This is a genomic window from Bradyrhizobium brasilense, from assembly GCF_029714345.1.
GTDB classification, from domain to species: Bacteria; Pseudomonadota; Alphaproteobacteria; order Rhizobiales; family Xanthobacteraceae; genus Bradyrhizobium; species Bradyrhizobium australafricanum.
Window position 1 is genome coordinate 2,804,441 of sequence record NZ_CP121669.1, and the last position, 20,615, is coordinate 2,825,055.

18 protein-coding genes are annotated in these 20,615 nt (G+C 64.6%); 14 read left to right on the top strand and 4 right to left on the bottom strand.

The window, feature by feature from the left end; all coding sequences use genetic code 11:
* Positions 1-102: 102 nt before the first annotated feature.
* Both QA635_RS12905 and QA635_RS12910 read right to left on the bottom strand, forming a co-directional pair.
* A complete protein-coding gene (locus QA635_RS12905) occupies positions 103-1,206 on the bottom strand; it encodes a mandelate racemase/muconate lactonizing enzyme family protein (RefSeq protein ID WP_092085751.1) in 1,104 nt (367 codons plus the stop codon).
* Positions 1,207-1,429: 223 nt separating this feature from the next.
* The gene (locus tag QA635_RS12910) at positions 1,430-2,671 is read right to left on the bottom strand and encodes an ABC transporter substrate-binding protein (RefSeq protein WP_283069461.1); all 1,242 of its coding nucleotides are present in this window, start codon (positions 2,669-2,671) and stop codon (positions 1,430-1,432) included.
* Positions 2,672-2,910: 239 nt separating this feature from the next.
* On the opposite strand from QA635_RS12910, the gene QA635_RS12915 reads away from it, so the two are divergent.
* Entirely contained in the window at positions 2,911-3,750 is an 840-nt protein-coding gene (locus QA635_RS12915; protein ID WP_283069463.1) for an AraC family transcriptional regulator, read from the top strand.
* A gap of 518 nt (positions 3,751-4,268) precedes the next feature.
* On the opposite strand, the gene QA635_RS12920 is transcribed toward QA635_RS12915, so the two are convergent.
* Complete coding sequence (locus QA635_RS12920) at positions 4,269-5,279, bottom strand: polyprenyl synthetase family protein (protein WP_057015096.1); 1,011 nt, start codon at positions 5,277-5,279, stop codon at positions 4,269-4,271.
* Positions 5,280-5,414: 135 nt separating this feature from the next.
* Between QA635_RS12920 and QA635_RS12925 the strand changes: the two genes are divergently transcribed.
* The 8 genes from QA635_RS12925 (at position 5,415) to QA635_RS12960 (ending at position 13,313) form a co-directional block, all read left to right on the top strand.
* Positions 5,415-5,642 carry a putative signal transducing protein gene (locus tag QA635_RS12925; RefSeq protein WP_026193157.1) on the top strand — a complete coding sequence of 76 codons (228 nt, stop codon included), beginning with the start codon at positions 5,415-5,417 and terminating at the stop codon, positions 5,640-5,642.
* A 16-nt stretch (positions 5,643-5,658) separates the two neighbouring features.
* Positions 5,659-6,462 carry a tRNA1(Val) (adenine(37)-N6)-methyltransferase gene (locus QA635_RS12930; protein WP_283071617.1) on the top strand — a complete coding sequence of 268 codons (804 nt, stop codon included), beginning with the start codon at positions 5,659-5,661 and terminating at the stop codon, positions 6,460-6,462.
* Between the two features lie 295 nt (positions 6,463-6,757).
* Entirely contained in the window at positions 6,758-7,669 is a 912-nt protein-coding gene (locus QA635_RS12935; RefSeq protein WP_076824002.1) for a S49 family peptidase, read from the top strand.
* Between the two features lie 116 nt (positions 7,670-7,785).
* Complete coding sequence (locus QA635_RS12940) at positions 7,786-7,977, top strand: hypothetical protein (RefSeq protein ID WP_026193154.1); 192 nt, start codon at positions 7,786-7,788, stop codon at positions 7,975-7,977.
* 247 nt (positions 7,978-8,224) lie between these two features.
* Positions 8,225-9,160 (top strand): glycine--tRNA ligase subunit alpha, encoded by a 936-nt coding sequence (locus QA635_RS12945; RefSeq protein ID WP_283069469.1) that lies wholly within the window; start codon positions 8,225-8,227, stop codon positions 9,158-9,160.
* Positions 9,160-11,496, top strand: a complete 2,337-nt coding sequence (gene glyS, locus QA635_RS12950) for a glycine--tRNA ligase subunit beta (protein WP_283069471.1) — start codon at positions 9,160-9,162, stop codon at positions 11,494-11,496. Before QA635_RS12945 ends, glyS begins: the two co-directional genes overlap by 1 nt.
* A gap of 3 nt (positions 11,497-11,499) precedes the next feature.
* Positions 11,500-12,093, top strand: coding sequence for a class I SAM-dependent methyltransferase (locus QA635_RS12955; protein WP_283069472.1), 594 nt, complete (start codon positions 11,500-11,502; stop codon positions 12,091-12,093).
* Positions 12,094-12,212: 119 nt separating this feature from the next.
* Positions 12,213-13,313 (top strand): hypothetical protein, encoded by a 1,101-nt coding sequence (locus QA635_RS12960; RefSeq protein WP_283069474.1) that lies wholly within the window; start codon positions 12,213-12,215, stop codon positions 13,311-13,313.
* A 135-nt stretch (positions 13,314-13,448) separates the two neighbouring features.
* On the opposite strand, the gene QA635_RS12965 is transcribed toward QA635_RS12960, so the two are convergent.
* On the bottom strand, positions 13,449-13,808 hold the full coding sequence (locus QA635_RS12965) for a DUF1236 domain-containing protein (protein WP_028343713.1): 360 nt from the start codon (positions 13,806-13,808) through the stop codon (positions 13,449-13,451).
* Positions 13,809-14,042: 234 nt separating this feature from the next.
* Between QA635_RS12965 and QA635_RS12970 the strand changes: the two genes are divergently transcribed.
* The 5 genes from QA635_RS12970 to QA635_RS12990 all read left to right on the top strand — a co-directional run bounded on the left by QA635_RS12970 (position 14,043) and on the right by QA635_RS12990 (position 20,591).
* Complete coding sequence (locus QA635_RS12970; RefSeq protein ID WP_016844375.1) at positions 14,043-14,198, top strand: DUF3096 domain-containing protein; 156 nt, start codon at positions 14,043-14,045, stop codon at positions 14,196-14,198.
* A 91-nt stretch (positions 14,199-14,289) separates the two neighbouring features.
* Entirely contained in the window at positions 14,290-17,199 is a 2,910-nt protein-coding gene (ppdK, locus tag QA635_RS12975) for a pyruvate, phosphate dikinase (RefSeq protein ID WP_283069477.1), read from the top strand.
* A gap of 142 nt (positions 17,200-17,341) precedes the next feature.
* Positions 17,342-17,554, top strand: a complete 213-nt coding sequence (locus tag QA635_RS12980; RefSeq protein WP_283069478.1) for a hypothetical protein — start codon at positions 17,342-17,344, stop codon at positions 17,552-17,554.
* Between the two features lie 123 nt (positions 17,555-17,677).
* On the top strand, positions 17,678-19,156 hold the full coding sequence (locus QA635_RS12985; protein ID WP_283069480.1) for a cell wall hydrolase: 1,479 nt from the start codon (positions 17,678-17,680) through the stop codon (positions 19,154-19,156).
* Positions 19,157-19,346: 190 nt separating this feature from the next.
* Positions 19,347-20,591, top strand: coding sequence for an MFS transporter (locus QA635_RS12990; RefSeq protein WP_283069481.1), 1,245 nt, complete (start codon positions 19,347-19,349; stop codon positions 20,589-20,591).
* The last annotated feature ends 24 nt before the right edge of the window (positions 20,592-20,615 follow it).

A 20,615-nucleotide genomic window follows, 5' to 3' on the forward strand; every position in this document is an offset into this window, starting at 1 on the left:
CATTGCGAGCGAAGCGAAGCAATCCATTCCACCGCGCATGCGGAGAGATGGATTGCTTCGTCGCTTCGCTCCTCGCAATGACGATGGAACGAGCCGGGCTCCTCACGCCACCCGATACTGCTCCATCACGTCGCGATCCGGCTCGTAGCCGAGGCCGGGGCCCTGCGGCACGGCGACATGGCCGTTGGCGTCGACGTCGATGCGATCGCCCCACAGGCAGGCCGGACGCTTCATGAAGAACACCTCGATCAGCCCCGCGTCGCGGATCGCCATCAGATGCAGCGTGGCGAGGAAGCCCGGCCCGAAATAGGGCGAGTGCGGAATCACCTGGACGCCGAACTCGTCCGCGAGGACGGCCACCCTCAGGAATTCGGTGATGCCGCCGACCTTGATCACGGAGGGCTGCGCGTGACTGACCGCGCCCGCGGTCATCATCTGGCGGAATTGATGCACGGTGCAGGCGTTCTCGCCGGCCGCGATATCGAGCCGGCCTTCTCTGCGCACCTCGGCGAGCGTCGCAAAATCCTCCGGCGGCCAGACCGGCTCCTCCAGGAACAGCGGCGCGGCCTGCTTGCAGTCGCGCGCGAACTGGATCGCCGCGGGTCCGTCCAGCGGGCAGTTCATGTCGACCATCAGCGGCACGCCGGGGCCGATCGCCTCGCGCGCGGCGGTGACCGCAGGCACCGTGGTCTCGTGCAGCTTGATCGCGGAATAGCCCAGCTTGATCGCCTTCTTGCATTCGGCGGCGATATGCGCGGGATTGCCGATCCGCATCAGGCTGGCATAGGCCGGGATCGTGCTCCGCTTCGCGCCGCCGATCAGTTGATGCAGCGGCACGCCCTTCACCTTGCCAGCGAGATCCCACAGCGCGATGTCGAGCGCCGAGATCGCAAACATCGTGATGCCGTAGCGGCCGAACAGATGCAGGTTGCGCTGGATCTGCTCCATCGCGGCGGGGATGCTGGCGGCGTCGGGCACCTCGAGGCCGCGCGCCTGCGGCGCGATCATCTCGGCCACCGCCGTGCAGCTCGTCTTCGGGCAGACATAGGCGAAGGCATCGCCCCAGCCGGTGAGGCCGGCGTCGGTCGAAACCTCGACCAGCACCATGTCGAGCGCCGAGATCGCGGAAGCTCCCTGGCGGAAGCTCGCGGGCCCGGCGTCATAGGGAATGCGGATATGGTGGGCGCGGACGTCGGTGATTTTCATTGTTGTTGTCCTTCCGATCGCAGGATGTGCCTGGAATTCGTGGTGGCCGGACACTTGAGCCTGAAGAACGGCGTCGCTTCGGCTGGTCTGGGTTCCGGCCATCGCAAATCTTGCTCGTAACGAGTCTTGCTTGCGACAAGTCTTGCTCGTGAATCATGTCGAAGACGTGGATGCCCGGCGCACGGCCGGGCATCACGAACCGCAAAGTTGTGGAGGAAAGCCCTCAACTGCTCTTCTCGCCGCTCATGATGGGGCCGAACCGCTCCCAGCTCTCGCCCTTGAAGCGCATCATCTGCAGCTGCTCGATCGGCGCATAGTCGTCCGGCCCGGTCTTGATCTTGGTGCCGGGCAGATAGATGCCGATCTCGAGGTTGAGGCTGGCCGCCTGCTTCATCAGATTCTCGCGGGTAAGATTGTCGCCGCACTGCCGCAACACCTGCTCGAGCCCCTTGGCGACACCATAGCCGAATACGGTCGCGGCGTCGTCGAGGTCTCCTTCGGGATACCACTTGGTCATGAAGGCGCGCCACTCGGTCATCGCCGGATCGTTCTTCCACTCGGTATCCTTGGGGTCCTTGAGATACGCCGTGGACAGCACGCCCTGGCTCGCTTCATAGCCGGCCGGCTTCATCACGCCGCCGATCGAGCCGGAGACGTTGGTCAGGAACTGTACCGGATGCCAGTCGAGCTCGGCGGCTTTCTTGATCGCCTGCGCCGCGAATTTCGGCGTTGCAATGTTGACGAAGATGTCGGGGTTGGCGCCCTTGATCTGCACGATCTGCGAATCCACCGTCGGTGACGAAGTCTCGTAGGAGGATTCGACGACGATCAGCTTCTTGGCCTGGTCGCCGAGCCCGTCATGCAGGCCGATCAGATAGTCCTTGCCGAAATCGTCGTTCTGATAGAGCAGTCCGATGGACTTGCCCGGATAGTTCTGCAAAATGTACTTGGCGTAGATGCGCGCTTCGACCTGGTAGCTCGGCTGCCAGCCCATGGTCCACGGGAAGTTCTTCGGATCATTCCACTTGGCCGCGCCGGTGGAGACGAACAGCTGCGGCACCTTCTTGGCGTTCATGTATTTCTGGATCGCGGTATTGCCCGGCGTGCCCAGCGGATTGAAGATCAGGAGCACCTCGTCGCTCTCGACCAGCTTGCGGGCCTGCTCGACCATCTTCGGCGGCGAGTAGGCGTCATCGTAGGAGATGAAGTTGACCTTGCGGCCGTTGATGCCGCCTTCGCTGTTGAGCTTGCTGAAATAGGCTGCTTCGGTCTTGCCGATCGTGGCGTAGGCGGACGCCGGACCGGAATAGGGCATGATGTTGCCGACCTTGATCTCGGTGTCGGTCGCGCCCGGATCGTATTTCTTCTGCGCGTTGGCGGCGCTCGCGACGGCGATCGTCAAAAGCCCCGCAAGCGCCGCTGACTTGACGCAGTTGGCATAGCTCAAGCGTTGGTGGTGCATCATTGTCCTCCCTGACATGCTGGCCGCGGCTCTTGCAGTCTTGATTATCGGGCAGCTTGATGAGCCGTCGGATCGATGCGTCGGCGAGTATGCACGATTGCAACATTGTTGCCAGCGACGGCTTTGCGGGTAAATTTCCGTGGAGCGGAACCACAGTTTCGCCGCCCGGGCAGCAAGGACTGTCAAATGCCGCGCGCGGCAGCCGTGCATGATGCCCGAGCTTTGCAGGAAAGCCGTCATCCATGAATCCAGCCCAGAAGGCGCTCTGGTATATCGAAAGCCATCTCGGCGCGCCGCTGACGCTCGACGAGATTGCCGCCGTTGCGGGCGTCTCGCGCTTCCATCTGGTACGGGCGTTCGCGGAGGCGACCGGGTTCTCGGTGATGCGTTATGTGCGGGCCCGGCGGCTCAGCGAAGCCGCGCGCCAACTCGCGGCCGGTGCGCCGGATATTCTCAGCCTCGCGCTGGATGCGGATTACGGCTCCCACGAAGCATTCACCCGCGCGTTTCGCGACCATTTCGGCGTCACGCCCGAGACGGTGCGCGCGACAACGTGCCTGACGACACTCAATCTCCAGGAGCCGATCACCATGATCTCGACAGCTCTCGACCACATCGATCCGCCGCGCATTGCCACCGGAAAGGCGTTCCTCGTCGCCGGCATCGGCGAGCGTTACAACCACGGCAATGGCAGCGATGCCGGCATTCCGAAGCAGTGGCAGGGCTTCCACCAGCAATGCGCGGATATCCCCCGCCAGGTCGGCAATGTCGCCTATGGCGTCTGCTGCAACGGCGATGATGCCGGCAATTTCGATTACATCGCCGGCGTCGAGGTCGCCGATTTCTCCGACCTGCCGCGCGAGTTCGCGCGCGTCCGGATTCCCGAGCAGAAATACGTCGTGTTCACCCACGCCGACCACATCTCGACCATCCGCCGCACCGTCAACACGATCTGGAATCGCTGGCTGCCGCAATCCGGCATGAAGGTCGCGGACGCGCCGAACTTCGAGCGCTACGACGAGAAGTTCGATGCGAGTACCGGCAATGGCGGGCTGGAGATCTGGGTGCCGGTGAAGGAGTAGCGGGTGCCGGTGCAGCAAACCCTGTCGTCCCTGCGAAAGCAGGGACCTATAACCACCGATGCTTGTTATTTGCGTGACGCTGGAATGACGAGTCCCGCCTACAACTCTCGCCGCGGAGTATGGGTCCCTGCTTTCGCAGGGACGACACCGTCGATCGTGCCGACGTTGTTGGGTGAGCCATACACCTGAGTTGCCCGGGCAAACAAACTCGATGTCGTCCTGGCGAATGCCAGGACCCATTACCCCAATTGGCAATTGTTGCGCGACGCCGGGGCCGCGATCTCTTTCACCATCAAATTCGGTGGCTATGGGTTCTGGCCTTCGCCAGGACGACAAATATTTTGCGACGGGCGGTGCAACAAACTGGGTGTCGTCCCTGCAAAAGCAGGGACCCATAACCACCGATGCTGCTTATTGTGCGATGTTGGAACGACGAGTCCCCGTCACAACTTCGGCCGCAGAGCATGGATCCCTACTTCGCAGGGACGACACCGTCTTGTTGTTCGCGAGTGCCTAGATCAATGAGAGCGCGCCAGGCAGAACGCGACGACCTCTTCCAGCGCGGTCTTCATCGGCGAGGGCGGGAACAGCGCCAGCGCGTCGACCGCCATCGCGCCGTAGTGCTGGGCGCGGCTGATGGTGTCTTCCAGGGCGCGGTGCTTTGTCATCAGCCCGATCGCGTGATCGAGGTCGGCCGATCCGATCTCGCCGCGCTCCAGCGCGCGGATCCAGAACTTGCGTTCGGTGTCATTGCCGCGGCGGAAGGCGAGCACCACCGGGAGCGTGATCTTGCCCTCGCGGAAATCGTCGCCGACATTCTTGCCGAGTTTTGCGGATTTGCCGCCATAGTCGAGCACGTCGTCGACGAGCTGGAAGGCGATGCCGAGATTCATGCCGACCGAGCGGCACGCGGTCTGCTCGGCCTTCGGACGGTTGGCTATCACGGGGCCGACCTCGCAGGCGGCGGCGAACAGCTCCGCGGTCTTGCCGCGGATCACGGCGAGATATTCGTCCTCGGTGGTCGCGGTGTTCTTGGCGGCGGCAAGCTGCATCACCTCGCCCTCGGCGATGGTGGCGGCGGCGGCTGAGAGGATGTCGAGCGCGCGGAGCGAGCCGACCTCGACCATCATCCGGAACGCCTGGCCGAGCAGGAAGTCGCCGACCAGCACGCTGGCCTCGTTGCCCCACAGCATCCGCGCGGACAATTTGCCGCGGCGCAGCTCGCTCTCGTCGACCACGTCGTCATGCAGCAGGGTCGCGGTGTGCATGAACTCGACCGCGGCGGCGAGCTTGATATGGCCGTCGCCGGAATAGTCCGCGAGCTGGGCCATTGCCAGCGTCAGCATCGGGCGCAACCGCTTGCCCCCGGAGGAGATCAGGTGATTGGCGACCTCGGGGATCATGGTGACCTCGGAGCCGGTCCGCGAAAGGATCGTCGCGTTGACGCGCTCCATGTCGGCGGCGAGAAGTCCCACCAGCCCGTCGATCGAAGCATTGGACGGGCTTTCGAAGGGTACAATAACCGCCACGCTGGTCTCCAATTTTGCCGAATACGCACTATGCTCAGCTATAACAATAGAAACTGAGCGGTGCAGCGGCAAGGCCATCAAGTTATTGACATGTGGCGCAAGTGCCGCACTGCGGGGGCGACAGGAGAGCGTATTTTGCGGGAATTGGTACGGACCAATGACATGGTGCTGGTCTCCGCCATCGGCGCGCTGCTCGACAGCGCTAACATCCATCATCTGGTGCTGGACCAGAACATGAGCATCATCGAGGGCTCGCTCGGCGTCTTGCCGCGGCGGATCCTTGTGCATGAGGACGACAACCACGAGGCCCGCCAGCTCCTGACCGATGCCGGCCTCGGCCACGAATTGCGGGCCGATGACTAGAGCGTTTTCGAGCGAAATGGGCCCCGGTTCGCGTGAAGAAAACGCGTCAAAAAGCGAGTCTGCGGCCGCCGGGATCACCGAAGACGGATTTCTCGGGGGCCAATTGCGCCTGCGGCAACCCCGCAGCGGCCACCGCGCCGGCCATGACGCGATCCTGCTCGCCGCGGCGACGCCGGCTCGATCAGGCGACCGTGTCGTCGATCTCGGCTCCGGCGTCGGCGCGGCCGGGCTGGCGGTGGCGCGGCGGGTGAGGGGGATCGATCTCGTCCTGGTCGAAATCGACCCGGCCCTGGCCGAGCTTGCGCGGAATAATGCCGGCACCAACGCGATCATGGCGGAGGTGATCGTGCTTGATGTCGAAGCCGGCGCCGCAGCCTTCGATGATGCCGGCCTCGGGCCGGATAGCGCCGACGTCGTGCTGATGAACCCGCCGTTCAACGATCCGTCGCGGCACCGCGCCTCGCCGGACGGTGTGCGCGAGCGCGCCCATGTCGCGAGCGCGACCACGCTGGCCGGCTGGGTTCACGCGGCGCGGCGAATTCTCAAGTCGAACGGGCAGCTTGCGCTGATCTGGCGGGCCGACGGCATTGCCGAGGTGCTGGCCGCGCTGGACCGCGGTTTTGGTAGCGTCGAGATCCTGCCGGTTCACGGCGACGGGACGTCGCCGGCGATCCGAATCCTGGTGCGGGCGACCAAGGGCGGCCGGGCGCCGACGCGGCTCCATGCCGCACTGCTGCTCAATGAAGAGTCAGGCGTGCCCAATAAATGGGTGCAGGAGGTTCTGGCCGGGAAGGGGGAATTGCCGCTGGCGCGGCGCTAAAAGATCATGCTCGAACAGGAAGCCAAGGCGCGATGGCATTGCGCTTTAGCGGGCAGGCATGCTGCCCACGTCGTCAGAGGCACTAAATCACTGCGAAGCCGTTTCCGACTGGCGGTCCGGCGTGGACGTGAAGTGGATCGCCGCCAGGAGTGTACCGATCAGCAAAATCAGCAGATAGATTTTCATGAGTCCCTCTCCGCCCGCGCATTGCAGCGCCAATGACAAAATGCAAAACGCGTTCCACGGATTCCAATGACAGTGGCGTGATAAAAAGTGGTTAATTCGAGGTAACGGCATGAGTGAACAAATAAGTGATCACGCTGGACGTTCGGGACTGCTCGAACGCGTGCAGGCAGTGTTGCCGGCGCGCTTCAGGCGCGGCGCGGCCGTCGTGCCGGTGGTGCGGCTGGCAGGCGTGATCGGCGCGGTGACGCCGTTGCGGCCCGGCATGACACTCTCCGGCGTCGCCAAGATGCTGGAGCGCGCCTTTGGCACGCGGAATGCCAAGGCGGTGGCGCTGGTGATCAATTCGCCGGGCGGCTCGCCGGTGCAGTCACGGCAGATCTATCTGCGCATCCGGCAACTCGCCGCCGAGAAGAAGTTGCCGGTGCTGGTGTTCGTCGAGGACGTCGCGGCCTCCGGCGGCTACATGATCGCCTGCGCGGGCGACGAGATCTATTGCGACCCGTCCTCGATCCTCGGCTCGATTGGCGTGGTCGGTGGCAGCTTTGGCCTGGAGGGGCTGATCAAGAAGATCGGGGTCGAGCGCCGGCTGTATACGGCGGGTAGCCACAAGGCGATGCTCGATCCGTTCCTTCCCGAGAACCCCGACGACGTCGCCCGGCTGAAGGCGATCCAGCGCGAGATCCATGCGATCTTCATCACGCTGGTGAAGCAGAGCCGCGGCAGCCGCCTCAAGGGCGCCGACGACATGCTGTTCACCGGTGAATACTGGGCCGGCGATACCGCGATCGGTCTCGGGCTCGCCGACGGCATCGGCGACATCCGCTCCACGCTGCGGGCCCGCTATGGCGACAAGGTGCTGACCCCGGTGATTGCGCCGGCCAGCGGCTTGCTGTCCGGCCTGCTCGGCCGGCGGGCGCCGGGGGCGGGATCGCTGGCGGCGCTGGATGGACTGGCCGCGCTGCCGGACGAGGTGATCTCGGCGCTGGAAACCCGGGCGATTTGGGCCAGATTCGGGCTGTGAACACAGGGATGTGAGCGCGCCATTTAGCCCCAAAACCGCGATTGCGGCGCAGGCCGCCTTGCGCGAGAATGCCCGTCATTGGGGGCCTGACAGACGTGAACGACAAGGATCGACCGATGCCGCCGCTGATTGCATTCGCAGGCGTCTTGGGAAGCCTGGCCGTGGTCCGCTGGGCGTACAAGACGGCCGTCCGGATCAACCAGGAACTCGAAGAGGCGCGATTGTCCCGCGTGGCCGAGGCCACCCGCGCGGGCGAAATCAAGACCCTGCGCCGCGACCCCGTGACCGGGGCCTATCGCCCGGGCTAGGGGGCTTGGATCTCCCTCGCCCCGCTCTTGCGGGGAGAGGGCCGGGGTGAGGGGCTGTTTCCGCAGATTCGAAAGACCTAAGTTCGCGGAGAGTCCCCCTCACCCGAAATGCGCGCTGCGCGCGAATTTCGACCTCTCCCCGCAAGCGGGGCGAGGTGCAGAAACATCCTCCATCGCCTTGATTCCATTGGCTGCCGCCGATACGGTCCCGCGCGCCTCACACCCCCTCGCGAGATCGATTCCAACGATGGACGCCCTGCCTGACCACATGCGCCCGGAACGTTCGTTCCAGGGCTTCATCCTGGCCCTCCAGCGGTTCTGGGCCGAGCAGGGTTGCGTCATCCTGCAGCCCTACGACATGGAAATGGGCGCCGGCACCTTCCATCCCGCGACCACGCTGCGTGCGCTGGGGCCAAAACCCTGGAACGCGGCCTATGTGCAGCCCTCGCGGCGGCCCAAGGACGGCCGCTACGGCGAAAACCCCAACCGCCTCCAGCACTACTACCAGTTCCAGGTGATCATGAAGCCGTCGCCGCCGAACCTTCAGGACCTGTACCTGAAGTCGCTGGCCGCGATCGGAATCGACGCCGCCGTCCATGACATCCGCTTCGTCGAGGACGACTGGGAAAGCCCGACGCTCGGCGCCTGGGGCCTCGGCTGGGAATGCTGGTGCGACGGCATGGAGGTGTCGCAGTTCACCTACTTCCAGCAGGTCGCCGGCGTCGAATGCGCGCCGGTCGCGGGCGAGCTTACTTACGGACTCGAGCGGCTCGCGATGTATGTGCAGGGCGTCGACCGCGTCTACGACCTCAACTTCAACGGCCGCGAGGGCGCCGAGAAGGTGACCTATGGCGATGTTTTCCTGCAGGCCGAGCAGGAATATTCGCGACACAATTTCGAGCACGCCGACACCGCGATGCTGTTCGAGCAGTTCAGGATGGCCGAGGACGCCTGCCGCAAATATCTCGCCGGCGGCTGGCGTGAGGGTGGGAATCAAAAGGAACATCTGATGGCCTTGCCGGCCTACGACCAGTGCATCAAGGCGAGCCACGTGTTCAACCTGCTCGACGCCCGCGGGGTCATCTCGGTGACGGAGCGGCAGAGCTACATCGCCCGCGTGCGCGACCTGGCGAAGGCCTGCGGCGAGGCATGGATCCACACTGAAACGGGCAGGGCGGTCTGATGCCCGATCTTCTCCTCGAACTGTTCTCCGAAGAAATTCCCGCGCGCATGCAGGCGAAAGCGGCCGACGATCTGCGCCGCATGGTGACCGACAAGCTGGTCGCTGAAGGCCTGGTGTATGAGGGCGCCAAGGCGTTCGCGACCCCGCGCCGTCTTGCGCTCACCGTGCACGGCATCCCCGCGCGCCAGCCCGACCTGAAGACCGAACGTCGCGGCCCGAAGATCGGCGCCCCCGATGCGGCGGTGCAGGGCTTTCTGAAAGCGACCGGTCTTACGTCGCTGGAAGAAGCAAAGATCCAGAAAGACGCGAAGGGCGATTTCTACATCGCGCTGATCGAGAAGCCCGGCCGCGCCGCGATCGACGTGATCGCGGAAATGCTGCCGGTGATCATCCGCACCTTCCCCTGGCCGAAATCGATGCGCTGGGGCGCGCGCTCGGCCAAGTCAGGTTCGCTATCCTGGGTCCGCCCGCTGCATTCGATCATTGCGACCTTCGGTCTGGAGACCGAGGAGCCTGACATCGTCAAGTTCTCCGTCGACGGCATCGAGGCCGGGCAGACCACCTATGGCCATCGCTTCATGGCGCCGGGGACGATCTCCGTGCGCCGCTTCGAGGATTACGAGGCCAAGCTGAAGGCGGCGAAAGTGATCCTCGATCCGCAGGCGCGCAAGGACATCATCGTCGAGGACGCCAAGGAACTGGCGTTTGCGCAGGGCCTCGAACTGGTCGAGGATCAGGTGCTGGTCGACGAGGTCTCCGGCCTCGTCGAATGGCCGGTCGTGATGATGGGATCGTTCGAGGAGCGATACCTGTCGATCCCCGACGAGGTGATCCGCGCCACCATCCGCAACAACCAGAAGTGCTTTGTGGTCAGGGATCCCAAGACGGGCAAACTGACCAACAAGTTCGTGCTGACCGCCAACATCGAGGCGCCCGACGGCGGCAAGACCATCGTCGCCGGCAATGAGCGCGTGATCCGTCCGCGGCTGTCGGACGCCAAGTTCTTCTACGAGACCGATCTGAAGACCAAGCTCGAAGACCGGCTGCCGAAGTTCGAGCAGATTGTGTTCCACGAGAAGCTCGGCACCCAGGCGGAGCGGATTGAACGTATCGAAAGCTTGGCGGAAGAGCTCGCACCCTTAGTTGGTGCCGATGCCGAAAGGGCAAAACGCGCGGCGCATCTCGCAAAGGCGGATTTGCTGACGGAAGTTGTCGGCGAATTCCCCGAGTTGCAGGGCCTGATGGGCAAGTATTACGCGCTGGCGCAGGGCGAGGATGCGTCGGTCGCCGCGGCGAGCGAGGAGCACTGGAAGCCGCAGGGGCCGACCGACCGCGTGCCGACCGATCCGGTCAGTGTGGCCGTGGCACTCGCGGACAAGATCGACACTCTTTCCATGTTCTTTTGGATGAGGGAATTCCCAACCGGTTCAAAGGATCCGTACGCGCTCCGTAGAGCGGCGATTGGCGTGATTCGGCTAATCCTGGAGAACGATCTGCGCCTACCGTTGCGCCCGCTTTTTGAGTCCGCGATCTGGTCAACCATCCATCTATGGGACAATCGATATCGATCCGTACTCCTAGTATCTGACCCGATTAATTCAGAGGATGAGGATGACAGCGGCCGAAAATTGAAAGGAAGGCATTTCGAGCATATTCGCTCACCAAAGAGCTTAGAGGAATTTCGGCTGCGAGACGAATTTAGCTCCATAGCTTTCACATTAAGTGATGAGCAGGGAGTTAGTGGATTCGAATACGAAGGACTTGTGTGGGCGCAGGCCCGATTGGGGTTTTCTGATCCCTTTGTGGCCATTCGTGAGCTCGAGCTGTTCTTCGCCGACCGTCTGAAGGTTCAGCTCCGCGATCAGGGCGCGCGTCACGATCTCGTCGATGCCGTGTTCTCGCTCGGCGGCCAGGACGATCTGCTGCTCGTCGTGCGCCGCGTCGAAGCGCTTGGCAAATTCCTCGACAGCGACGACGGCAAGAACCTGCTCGCGGGCACCAAACGCGCCAGCAACATCCTCAGCATCGAGGAGAAGAAGGACAAGCGGACCTTCGACGGCGCGCCTGATGCCGCGCTCTACACGCTCGACGAAGAGAAGACGCTGGCGAGGGCGATCGACCAGGTGAAGGCCGAGGCCTCCGCCGCCGTCGCCAAGGAAGACTTTGCCGCTGCGATGAGCGCGATGGCCAAGCTCCGTCCGGCGGTCGATGCGTTCTTCGACAAGGTCAAGGTCAACGACGACGATCCCAAGGTGCGCGAAAACCGCCTGAAGCTGCTCAACGAGATCCGCGCCGCGACGCGTGCGGTAGCGGATTTCTCCCGGATCGAGGGCTGATCGATGGACCGCGCGACGCTCGCCGCTTACGACAAGGACGCGGCGGCGTTTGCGCAGGACTGGCACGAACAGCCGGCGCCGGTCGATCTGCAGGAGATCGTCGCGCAATTCTTCATCAAGGGCGGCGCGACCGCCGATATCGGCTGCGGCAGCGGCCGCGAGGTGGCCTGGCTGAATGCCCACGGCTTTCCGGCCGAGGGCTATGACGCCTCCGAGGGCCTTCTCGCGCAAGCGCGCGTCCGCTATCCGGCCTTGCGCTTTGCGCACGCTGAGCTGCCAGACCTGTCCGGCATCGCCTCCGGCAACTTCGATAATGTGCTGTGCGAGACCGTGATCATGCATCTCGATCACGCGCTGATCGCGCCGTCGGTGCGCCGAATGTTCGAACTCGTGAGACCCGGCGGCGTCCTCTATCTGAGCTGGCGCGTCACCACGGGCGACGATGCGCGCGATGCACATGGACGGCTCTACGCAGCGTTCGATACGGCGCTGGTGCGGTCCGAGCTGGCGGCGGTCGAGCTGCTGCTCGACGCGGAGGTCGTCAGTGCCTCGTCCGGCAAGGTCATTCACCGGCTGGTCGCGCGAAGGCGCGACTGATCCGGCCTCCCGAAATATTTCGACACAATTTGCAATTTGTTAACCATGCCCTGCGAAGGTCCTGACGAAGCAACGATTTCTTAAGAAATCGCCCCTCGCGCCAATGCAGGGACCGCCCGATGACCTCGATCGGCACCACGCCCAATCCCTACGCCCAATATGGTTCGGCCTATGCGCGGGCAGCAGCGACGCCATCGCTGGCGGCGACCTTGTCGGGCGACGGCACCGCCGGCGATCTGTCGGCGTCCTCGACATCCAACGCCGCAACCAACCTCACGCTGTCGGACGCCGCCCGCGCGCAGCTCGCCAAGGCGCCGCTGCCGGATTTTGCCGCCGTCACCAGCGATGCGCGCATCACGCTCGACCGGCTCTACACGGTCGCCGGCGTCAAGGCACCGATCGTCGACGGCAAGACCACCATCGGTCTCTCGACGCTGGACCGTCGCTCGCTGTTTGCGATCTCGACCAACAATGGCGGCAAGTTCACCCCGGACGAGCAGGCGGTTGCGGCCACCGAGCTGAAGCAGCGCTTCGACAAGGCGATGGAACCGTCGCTGGCGACCACGCGCCTGACCGGCGACTACAGCGTCAGCTACAAGGCCGCGCTCGATTATCTCGATGGTGCGAGCGATGAGGAGAAGGCCACCGCAACCTGGGCCAGCCAGCGCGCCGCGGTGCTGAAGGGCTATCAGGCGACGCAGCAGGATCCCAACACGGCGCCATCTGGAATTTCCGGCGATCCGATCGCGGCCGCACTGGCGGGGACGGCGCCTCCCACAAAGAGCACCACGCGCGACTTCAGCAGCATCGCCAGCGACGTGCGCGCCTTCCTCGATCGGCAGAAGAGCGAGGCGGTAAAGAGCGGCAAGGAACTGGTCTACGATTCCCGCCGCAAGACCGGACAACTCGCCGACCTGTCCTCGCTCGACAACCGCTCGCTCTCGGCGATCTCGCTGAACCAGGACAAGAAGTTCTCCACCGAGGAGATCTTCGCGGCCAAGCAGGAACTCAATACGCGGACGCGTCTCGCCGTGCTCGACGCGCTGAAGCAGAGCCAGACCGCCGGCGATCCGCGCCAGTTCAGCCTCGGCATCCTCAAGCAATATTCTTCGATGAGCGCGGAGGAGCGCCAGGCGGCCAACTGGACGCAGGATTTCCAGGACGCCGCGATCAAGAGCTACAAGTCGACCTCGACGCTACTCTCGATCCTCAAGTCGTAACCCGGCACGGCATCAGAACGGAAGAGCCCCGCCCGGAGGGGAAGCCGGGCGGGGCTTTCTGGTCCGGTCGATCCTCGCGCACATCCGCTTGCGCGGCGCCCGGACTGTCGTTCAGGCGATCGTGCTGACGTTGATCTAGTCGACCACCTGAACGATCCGTCGCGAACGCGGCTCGACCAGAACGGTCTCACCGTTCACGACGGTGTAACGATAGGGCGTCGCGCCGAACCGCTGCGGCACGTCGTAGGTGGTCACGCCGGCGTCCGGCAGCACGGTGCCGACCACGATGCGATCCGGAACCGTGTAGTTCGGCACGCGCTCGCGCACGATGTACTCGCGGAAGGCCGGACGCTGCTCGACAGTAATGCCTTCGTCATCATCGACTGCAACCGGCGGGCCACCGCGGACGACGCCAACGGTCTGGGCCTGTGCGGCAACAGCCGGCACCGTGATCGCAGCAGCAACCGCTGCAACGGCAAGTATTCTGTTTCGCATGGCTCGCTCCATTCTTTTTCGATGCGCGCCGGCCTTCGCCGATGCGCACGGCGAGCCAATGCATCGGCTGCTGTGATGTTCCGGAAAACCGCCGCCATATACGCGGCAATTTGGAGCAATTTTCGTGAGTTGCGGGAACTCTCAGGCCGTGCCGGCGTCTTGATGTGGGAACCCCCTCAGCGGATAAACTGCCGCTCGATTCGCTCTTCCAAGAAACCCCCGGAGAAAACTTCAATGACCATCACCGCTGGGCATCTGCCTGCTATCGTGGCTCTGATCGCGGGCGTCCTGATCCTGATCATGCCGCGGCTCCTCAATTACATCGTCGCGATCTATCTGATCTTCGTCGGGCTCGTGGGGATGGGTCTGCTGCGCTGGCTGCACCTCTAGCGGGAAAGCGGGGTTTCGCGGCTTGCGCGGAACCCCTCAAAATGGTGTAAGGCGCGCATCTTCGACCCCTCTTTTCGGATTGTTGTCTGACATGGCCAAAGCCGTCGCGAAGTCCAAGAAAACTGCCGAGAAAACAGCAGCGAAATCAAAGCCCTCCGCCGCAGCCCGCAAGGCCGCTCCGGCGCGCAAGGCGCTGAAGAAGAGCGCCCCGAAGGCGGCGCCGAAAGCCGCCCCCAAATCGGCTGCAAAGCCGGCCGCAAAGCCCGTCAGCAAGGCGCCGGCGAAGGCCGTTGCGAAGAAGGCGGCCCCGGCTGCGATCAAGGCCGGCAAGTGGGTCTATACGTTCGGCGACGGCAAGGCCGAGGGCCAGGCGACCTTGCGCAATCTGCTCGGCGGCAAGGGCGCCAACCTCGCGGAAATGGCCAATCTCGGCCTGCCGGTGCCTCCCGGCTTCACCATTCCGACCTCGGTCTGCACCTATTTCTACGAGCACGACAAGACGTATCCGAAGGAATTGAAAGCACAGGTTGAGAAGGCGCTCGACTATGTCGGCAAGCTGACCGGCAAGACTTTCGGCGACGCCAAGAACCCGCTGCTGGTCTCGGTCCGCTCGGGCGCGCGCGCCTCGATGCCGGGCATGATGGACACCGTGCTCAATCTCGGCCTCAACGACCGCACCGTCGAGGCGCTGGCCGAACTCTCCGGCGACCGCCGCTTCGCCTATGACAGCTATCGCCGCTTCATCACGATGTATTCGGACGTGGTGCTCGGCTTCGAGCATCATCACTTCGAGGACATCCTCGACACCTTCAAGGACGGCCAGGGCTATTCGCTCGACACCGACCTCACCGGCGACGACTGGGTCGAGCTGGTCGGCAAGTACAAGGAGGCGGTCGCCAAGGAGACCGGCCACGACTTCCCGCAGGATCCGCACGATCAGCTGTGGGGCGCGATCGGCGCGGTGTTCTCATCCTGGATGAACGCGCGCGCGGTGACCTATCGCAAGCTGCACGACATTCCGGAATCGTGGGGCACCGCCGTCAACGTGCAGGCGATGGTGTTCGGCAACATGGGCGAGACCTCGGCCACCGGCGTCGCGTTCACCCGCAATCCCTCGACCGGCGAGAGCAAGCTCTACGGCGAGTTCCTGATCAACGCGCAGGGCGAGGACGTCGTCGCCGGCATCCGCACGCCGCAGGACATCACCGAGGAGGCGCGCCAGGAATCCGGCTCCGACAAGCTGTCGATGGAAGCCGCGATGCCGGCCGCGTTCAAGGAGCTGACGCGGATCTACACGCTGCTCGAGAAGCATTACCGCGACATGCAGGACATGGAGTTCACGGTCGAGCAGGGCAAGCTGTGGATGCTGCAGACCCGCGGCGGCAAGCGCACCGCGAAGGCGGCGCTGCGCATCGCGGTCGAGCTCGCCAATGAAGGCCTGATCTCGCGTAAGGACGCGGTGACGCGGATCGATCCGGCCTCGCTCGACCAGCTGCTGCACCCGACCATCGATCCGGCCGCCAAGCGCGACGTGATCGCGACCGGCCTGCCGGCGTCGCCTGGCGCTGCCTCGGGCGAGATCGTGTTCTCGTCGGACGAAGCGGCCAAGCTGCAGGCCGACGGACGCAAGGTCATCCTGGTCCGCATCGAGACCAGTCCGGAAGACATCCACGGCATGCACGCCGCGGAAGGCATCCTCACCACCCGCGGCGGCATGACCTCGCACGCGGCGGTGGTCGCGCGCGGCATGGGCAAGCCCTGCGTCTCCGGCTGCGGCACCATCCGCGTCGATTACGGCCGCGGCACCATGAGCGTGGGCTCGCGCACCTTCAAGACCGGCGACGTCATCACCATCGACGGCTCGGTCGGCCAGGTGCTGGCCGGCCGCATGCCGATGATCGAGCCGGAGCTGTCCGGCGAGTTCGGCACGCTGATGGGCTGGGCCGACGAGGTCCGCAAGCTCGGCGTCCGCGTCAACGGCGATACGCCCGATGACGCGCGCACCGCGGTGAAGTTCGGCGCCGAAGGCATCGGCCTCTGCCGCACCGAGCACATGTTCTTCGAGGAGACCCGCATCCGCACCGTGCGCGAGATGATCCTCTCCGAGGACGAGCAGTCGCGCCGCGCCGCGCTGTCGAAGCTGTTGCCGATGCAGCGCGCCGACTTCGTCGAGCTGTTCGAGATCATGCAGGGCCTGCCCGTCACGATCCGCTTGCTCGATCCGCCGCTGCACGAGTTCCTGCCGCACACCCAGGCCGAGATCGAGGAAGTGGCGCGCGCCATGAACACCGATCCGCGCAAGCTCGCCGACCGCGCCCGCGAACTGTCCGAGTTCAACCCGATGCTCGGTTTCCGCGGCTGCCGTCTTGCGATCGCCTACCCGGAGATCGCCGAGATGCAGGCGCGTGCGATCTTCGAGGCTGCCGTCGAAGCCGGCAAGCGCACCGGCAAGCCGGTCGGTCTCGAGGTGATGGTGCCGCTGATCGCGACCAAGGCCGAGTTCGATCTGGTCAAGGCGCGGATCGATGCGACCGCCAACGCGGTGATGAAGGAAACCGGCGTCAAGCTGAGCTACCAGGTCGGCACCATGATCGAACTGCCGCGCGCCTGCCTGATGGCGGGCGAGGTGGCGGAGACCGCGGAGTTCTTCTCCTTCGGCACCAATGATCTGACGCAGACCACCTACGGCATCAGCCGCGACGACGCCGCGAGCTTCCTCGGCACCTATGTCGCCAAGGGGATTCTCGAGATCGATCCGTTCATCTCGGTCGATCGCGACGGCGTCGGCGAACTCGTCAGGATCGGCGTCACCCGCGGCCGCAAGACGCGGCCGAGCCTCAAGGTCGGCATCTGCGGCGAGCACGGCGGCGATCCCGCGTCGGTCGCGTTCTGCCACGAGGTCGGGCTCGATTACGTCTCGTGCTCGCCCTATCGCGTGCCGATCGCGCGTCTCGCCGCGGCGCAGGCCGCGCTCGGCAAGGAGATCGCCAGCCAGGCTTGAGCGATCTTACAGTTTAGAGAGTGCGATGGCCGGGACCAAGTCCCGGCCATTTTTGTTTGCTGACGCAGCCCGCAAATAGCGTCATTGCGAGCCAACGGGTCGCGCGAACGCGCGCCCGATGACGGGCTCCGCGAAGCAATCCATGTTTCCACTTGCCGAGCCATGGATTGCTTCCGCCTTCGCCAAGGCTTCGGCGGACAAGTCGTCGCTGTCGCTCCTCGCAATGACCGCGGGTGGCTGCCGTGCCTGCAACACTTTGTTCACCAACTCCGTTGACCTGTTGTTTACGACTTTCATGCGCCGCGCGTTTACCAAGGCGCGCAATGCAACGCGCGAAACATGCGCGATCGCTTGAGTGTAGCGCGCGAGCAACGCCGATTAACTCCGCGGCAACCTAAACGGTTTAGCAACGAGAAAGGTCGAATTGCGCGGATGTACCGCGTTCGATTGCACTCAGTAAGCGTTGCGTGAGCGTACGATGTTTGTGTCGCGTAACCAGCCGAAGGGCGCACGTCTTGCGCTCTTCGGTCTCGGTCTTGGCATCTTCGCACTGATGCCGACCGAGATCGGATATCAGGATATCGCCTCGCTCCTGGCCCGGCAGCCCGGCGTCGCCGAGCGCTGGCAGAAGCGCGTCTTCGCCTCCGCCGTCGGCTCCATCCAGGTCGCGACCTACAGCTTCGGCCGTCCGATCGGCACGTCCGCGCCGCAAGCCCCGCAAATCCTGCTCGCGAGACTGGACAGTTCGAACCTCGACATCACCGGCACGGTGACGCGCAATCCGATCACAGCCCCGCCGCCGCGCTACCAGGCATCCGATTTTCCCAGGGTCGATCGCACCATGAAGGGTGATCGCCTCGTCGTCAGGCGGCCCGATCAGGTCGAACCGGCGGAGCCTGCAAATACGGCGCCGGCGAACGAGGATCCCGCGACATCCAATTCGTCGGTCAAGGGCATGAAGACCGCGACCGCACCGGCCGACAGCGCGCCGCTCGATCCTGAATTGCAGGAGGCGCTGCGCGCGCCGCCCTTGCCGCAATATGCCAAGCCGTCGCCGCAGCAGAACGACGTGTCGCTCTCGCTCGAGGCCAGCCCGCTCGACGATCTGAAGCCCGCGCCCGCGAAGTCCGTAGCTGCGCCCGCCGATGCGGCGCGCGAGCGCGACCCGTTCGCACTCCAGACCGCCAGCCTGTTCTTCGGCTCGTCGCTCGGCACGCCGGAGAACCTCGAGCGCTGGCAGCCCGGCGAGGCGCCGGTTGTCGTGATGCCGGCAGCAACGCCCGATCCCGACATGAAGGTGATGGCGTCACTGCCGGTCGATGCCGACAGTCCGGTCAAGGCCGGCGAGATGGGCGAGAGCATCGCGCCGAAGGGCGAGGTCAATGCCGACGACCAGCACACCAAGACGCCGGCGGAGCGGCTCGGCCTGTTCGACGAGAAGTCGCGCGCCAAGTCGGAGAAATGCCTCGCCGAGGCGGTCTATTTCGAAGCTCGTGGCGAAGCGGTGCGTGGCCAGATCGCGGTCGCCCAGGTGGTGCTGAACCGCGCCTTCTCCGGCAAATATCCGGAGACGGTGTGCGGCGTGGTCTACCAGAACAAGCACCGCCACTACGCCTGTCAGTTCACCTTCGCCTGCGACAACGTCCCTGACGTCGTCCGCGAGCCCGAAATGTGGGATCGCGCCAGGAAGATCGCGAAGGCGATGCTCGACGGCGAATTGTGGCTGCCGGAAGTCGACCGCTCGACCCACTACCACGCCTATTGGGTGCGGCCGTCCTGGGTCAGCGAGATGAAGAAGATGTACAAGTTCGGCGTCCATACCTTCTATCGCCCGCGCGCCTGGGGCGACGGCAGCGACGCGCCGAGCTGGGGCAACCCGGCCGAGACCGCGAAGATCTCAGCGCAGCTCGCCGAGGCCGCCCAGAGCTCGGCCGAGCAGGCCAGCGCCCGACGATAGGGCCTTCTGCCTCTCGTTCCGCGGCCGGCGTGCCCCGGAATGACGGTCATCATCCTCTCCGATTCTGCAGAGCAGCCCTGCAGGCGAATATTTTTCTCCGGCCCCTCTTGGGGTTTTCATGCACCTGCATTAACTCCCCGTAACGTTCGGCGGGGCGGCCCCCCGCGCAGCAGTTGCGGGGGAAGACAAGATGGCTGTTACCACCGGGGATCTTCGACCGACGTCGGGCACGTGGCGCACGCCGCTTGTCGTCATCGTCTGTGGCTGCGCGATTGCGCTGCTGAGCTTCGGCCCGCGCTCCAGCCTCGGCTTCTTCGTGCAGCCGATGAGCCATGAATTCACCTGGGGCCGCGACGTGTTCGGCCTCGCGCTGGCGCTGCAGAACCTGTTGTGGGGGCTCGGCCAGCCGATCGCCGGCGCAATTGCCGACCGCTTCGGGCTGCTGCGTGTGATGGTCGTCGGCGCACTGCTTTACGCCGCGGGCCTGCTCCTGATGCGTTACTCGGCGACGCCGCTCTCGCTCAACCTTGGCGCCGGCGTCTTGATCGGCTTCGGCCTGTCGGGCTCCTCGTTCAACCTGGTGCTGTCGGCGTTCAGCAAGCTGTTGCCGCCCGCGCAGCGCGGCATCGCGCTCGGCGCCGGTACCGCCGCGGGCTCGTTCGGCCAATTCCTGTTCGCGCCGTTCGGCGTCGCGATGATCGACAATTTCGGCTGGCAGACCGCGCTCCTCGTGTTCGGCGCGCTGATGCTGCTGATCCTGCCGTTGTCGCTGGCGCTCTCGACGCCGCCGGCGGAGACGAATGACGCCGCGCCGGCCGATCAGCAGTCGTTCAAGACCGCGCTGGCGGAGGCGTTCGGCCATCGCTCCTACGTGCTGCTGGTGCTCGGCTTCTTCACCTGCGGCTTCCAGCTCGCCTTCATCACCGTGCATCTGCCGGCCTATCTCGCCGACCGCGGCATTCCGGCATCGACCGGCGGCTGGGTGATCGCGGCGATCGGCCTGTTCAACATCGTGGGCTCGCTCAGCGTCGGCTGGCTGCAGAACGTCTTCCCGAAGCGCTGCATCCTGTCGGTGATCTACTTCACCCGCGCGCTGTCGATCATCGCCTTCATCTCGTTCCCGATCACGACCTTCTCGGCGATCGCGTTCGGCGCGATCTCCGGCCTGACCTGGCTCTCCACGGTACCGCCGACCTCGGCGCTGGTGGCGCTGATGTTCGGCACGCGCTGGTTTGCGACGCTGTACGGCTTCGCCTTCGTCAGCCATCAGGTCGGCGGCTTCCTCGGCGTCTGGCTCGGCGGCATCGTGTTCGAGCAGTACGGTTCCTACACCCCGATCTGGTGGCTGTCGGTGCTGTTTGGCGTGCTGTCCGCGCTGATCAACCTGCCGATCGTCGAAAAGCCCGTCGTCCGCCCGGTTGCGCAGCCTGCCTGATGGGGTAAACCATTTCCCCGAAAC

Coding starts and splice junctions, on each gene's coding strand:
- QA635_RS12985 (WP_283069480.1), top strand. CDS start 17,678: ATGTTTGTGTCGCGTAACCAGCCGAAGGGCGCACGTCTTGCGCTCTTC.
- QA635_RS12915 (WP_283069463.1), top strand. CDS start 2,911: ATGAATCCAGCCCAGAAGGCGCTCTGGTATATCGAAAGCCATCTCGGC.
- QA635_RS12945 (WP_283069469.1), top strand. CDS start 8,225: ATGGACGCCCTGCCTGACCACATGCGCCCGGAACGTTCGTTCCAGGGC.
- QA635_RS12990 (WP_283069481.1), top strand. CDS start 19,347: ATGGCTGTTACCACCGGGGATCTTCGACCGACGTCGGGCACGTGGCGC.
- QA635_RS12955 (WP_283069472.1), top strand. CDS start 11,500: ATGGACCGCGCGACGCTCGCCGCTTACGACAAGGACGCGGCGGCGTTT.
- QA635_RS12965 (WP_028343713.1), bottom strand. CDS start 13,808: ATGCGAAACAGAATACTTGCCGTTGCAGCGGTTGCTGCTGCGATCACG.
- QA635_RS12930 (WP_283071617.1), top strand. CDS start 5,659: ATGGGCCCCGGTTCGCGTGAAGAAAACGCGTCAAAAAGCGAGTCTGCG.
- QA635_RS12910 (WP_283069461.1), bottom strand. CDS start 2,671: ATGATGCACCACCAACGCTTGAGCTATGCCAACTGCGTCAAGTCAGCG.
- ppdK (WP_283069477.1), top strand. CDS start 14,290: ATGGCCAAAGCCGTCGCGAAGTCCAAGAAAACTGCCGAGAAAACAGCA.
- QA635_RS12905 (WP_092085751.1), bottom strand. CDS start 1,206: ATGAAAATCACCGACGTCCGCGCCCACCATATCCGCATTCCCTATGAC.
- QA635_RS12940 (WP_026193154.1), top strand. CDS start 7,786: ATGCCGCCGCTGATTGCATTCGCAGGCGTCTTGGGAAGCCTGGCCGTG.
- glyS (WP_283069471.1), top strand. CDS start 9,160: ATGCCCGATCTTCTCCTCGAACTGTTCTCCGAAGAAATTCCCGCGCGC.
- QA635_RS12970 (WP_016844375.1), top strand. CDS start 14,043: ATGACCATCACCGCTGGGCATCTGCCTGCTATCGTGGCTCTGATCGCG.
- QA635_RS12935 (WP_076824002.1), top strand. CDS start 6,758: ATGAGTGAACAAATAAGTGATCACGCTGGACGTTCGGGACTGCTCGAA.
- QA635_RS12980 (WP_283069478.1), top strand. CDS start 17,342: ATGTTTCCACTTGCCGAGCCATGGATTGCTTCCGCCTTCGCCAAGGCT.
- QA635_RS12960 (WP_283069474.1), top strand. CDS start 12,213: ATGACCTCGATCGGCACCACGCCCAATCCCTACGCCCAATATGGTTCG.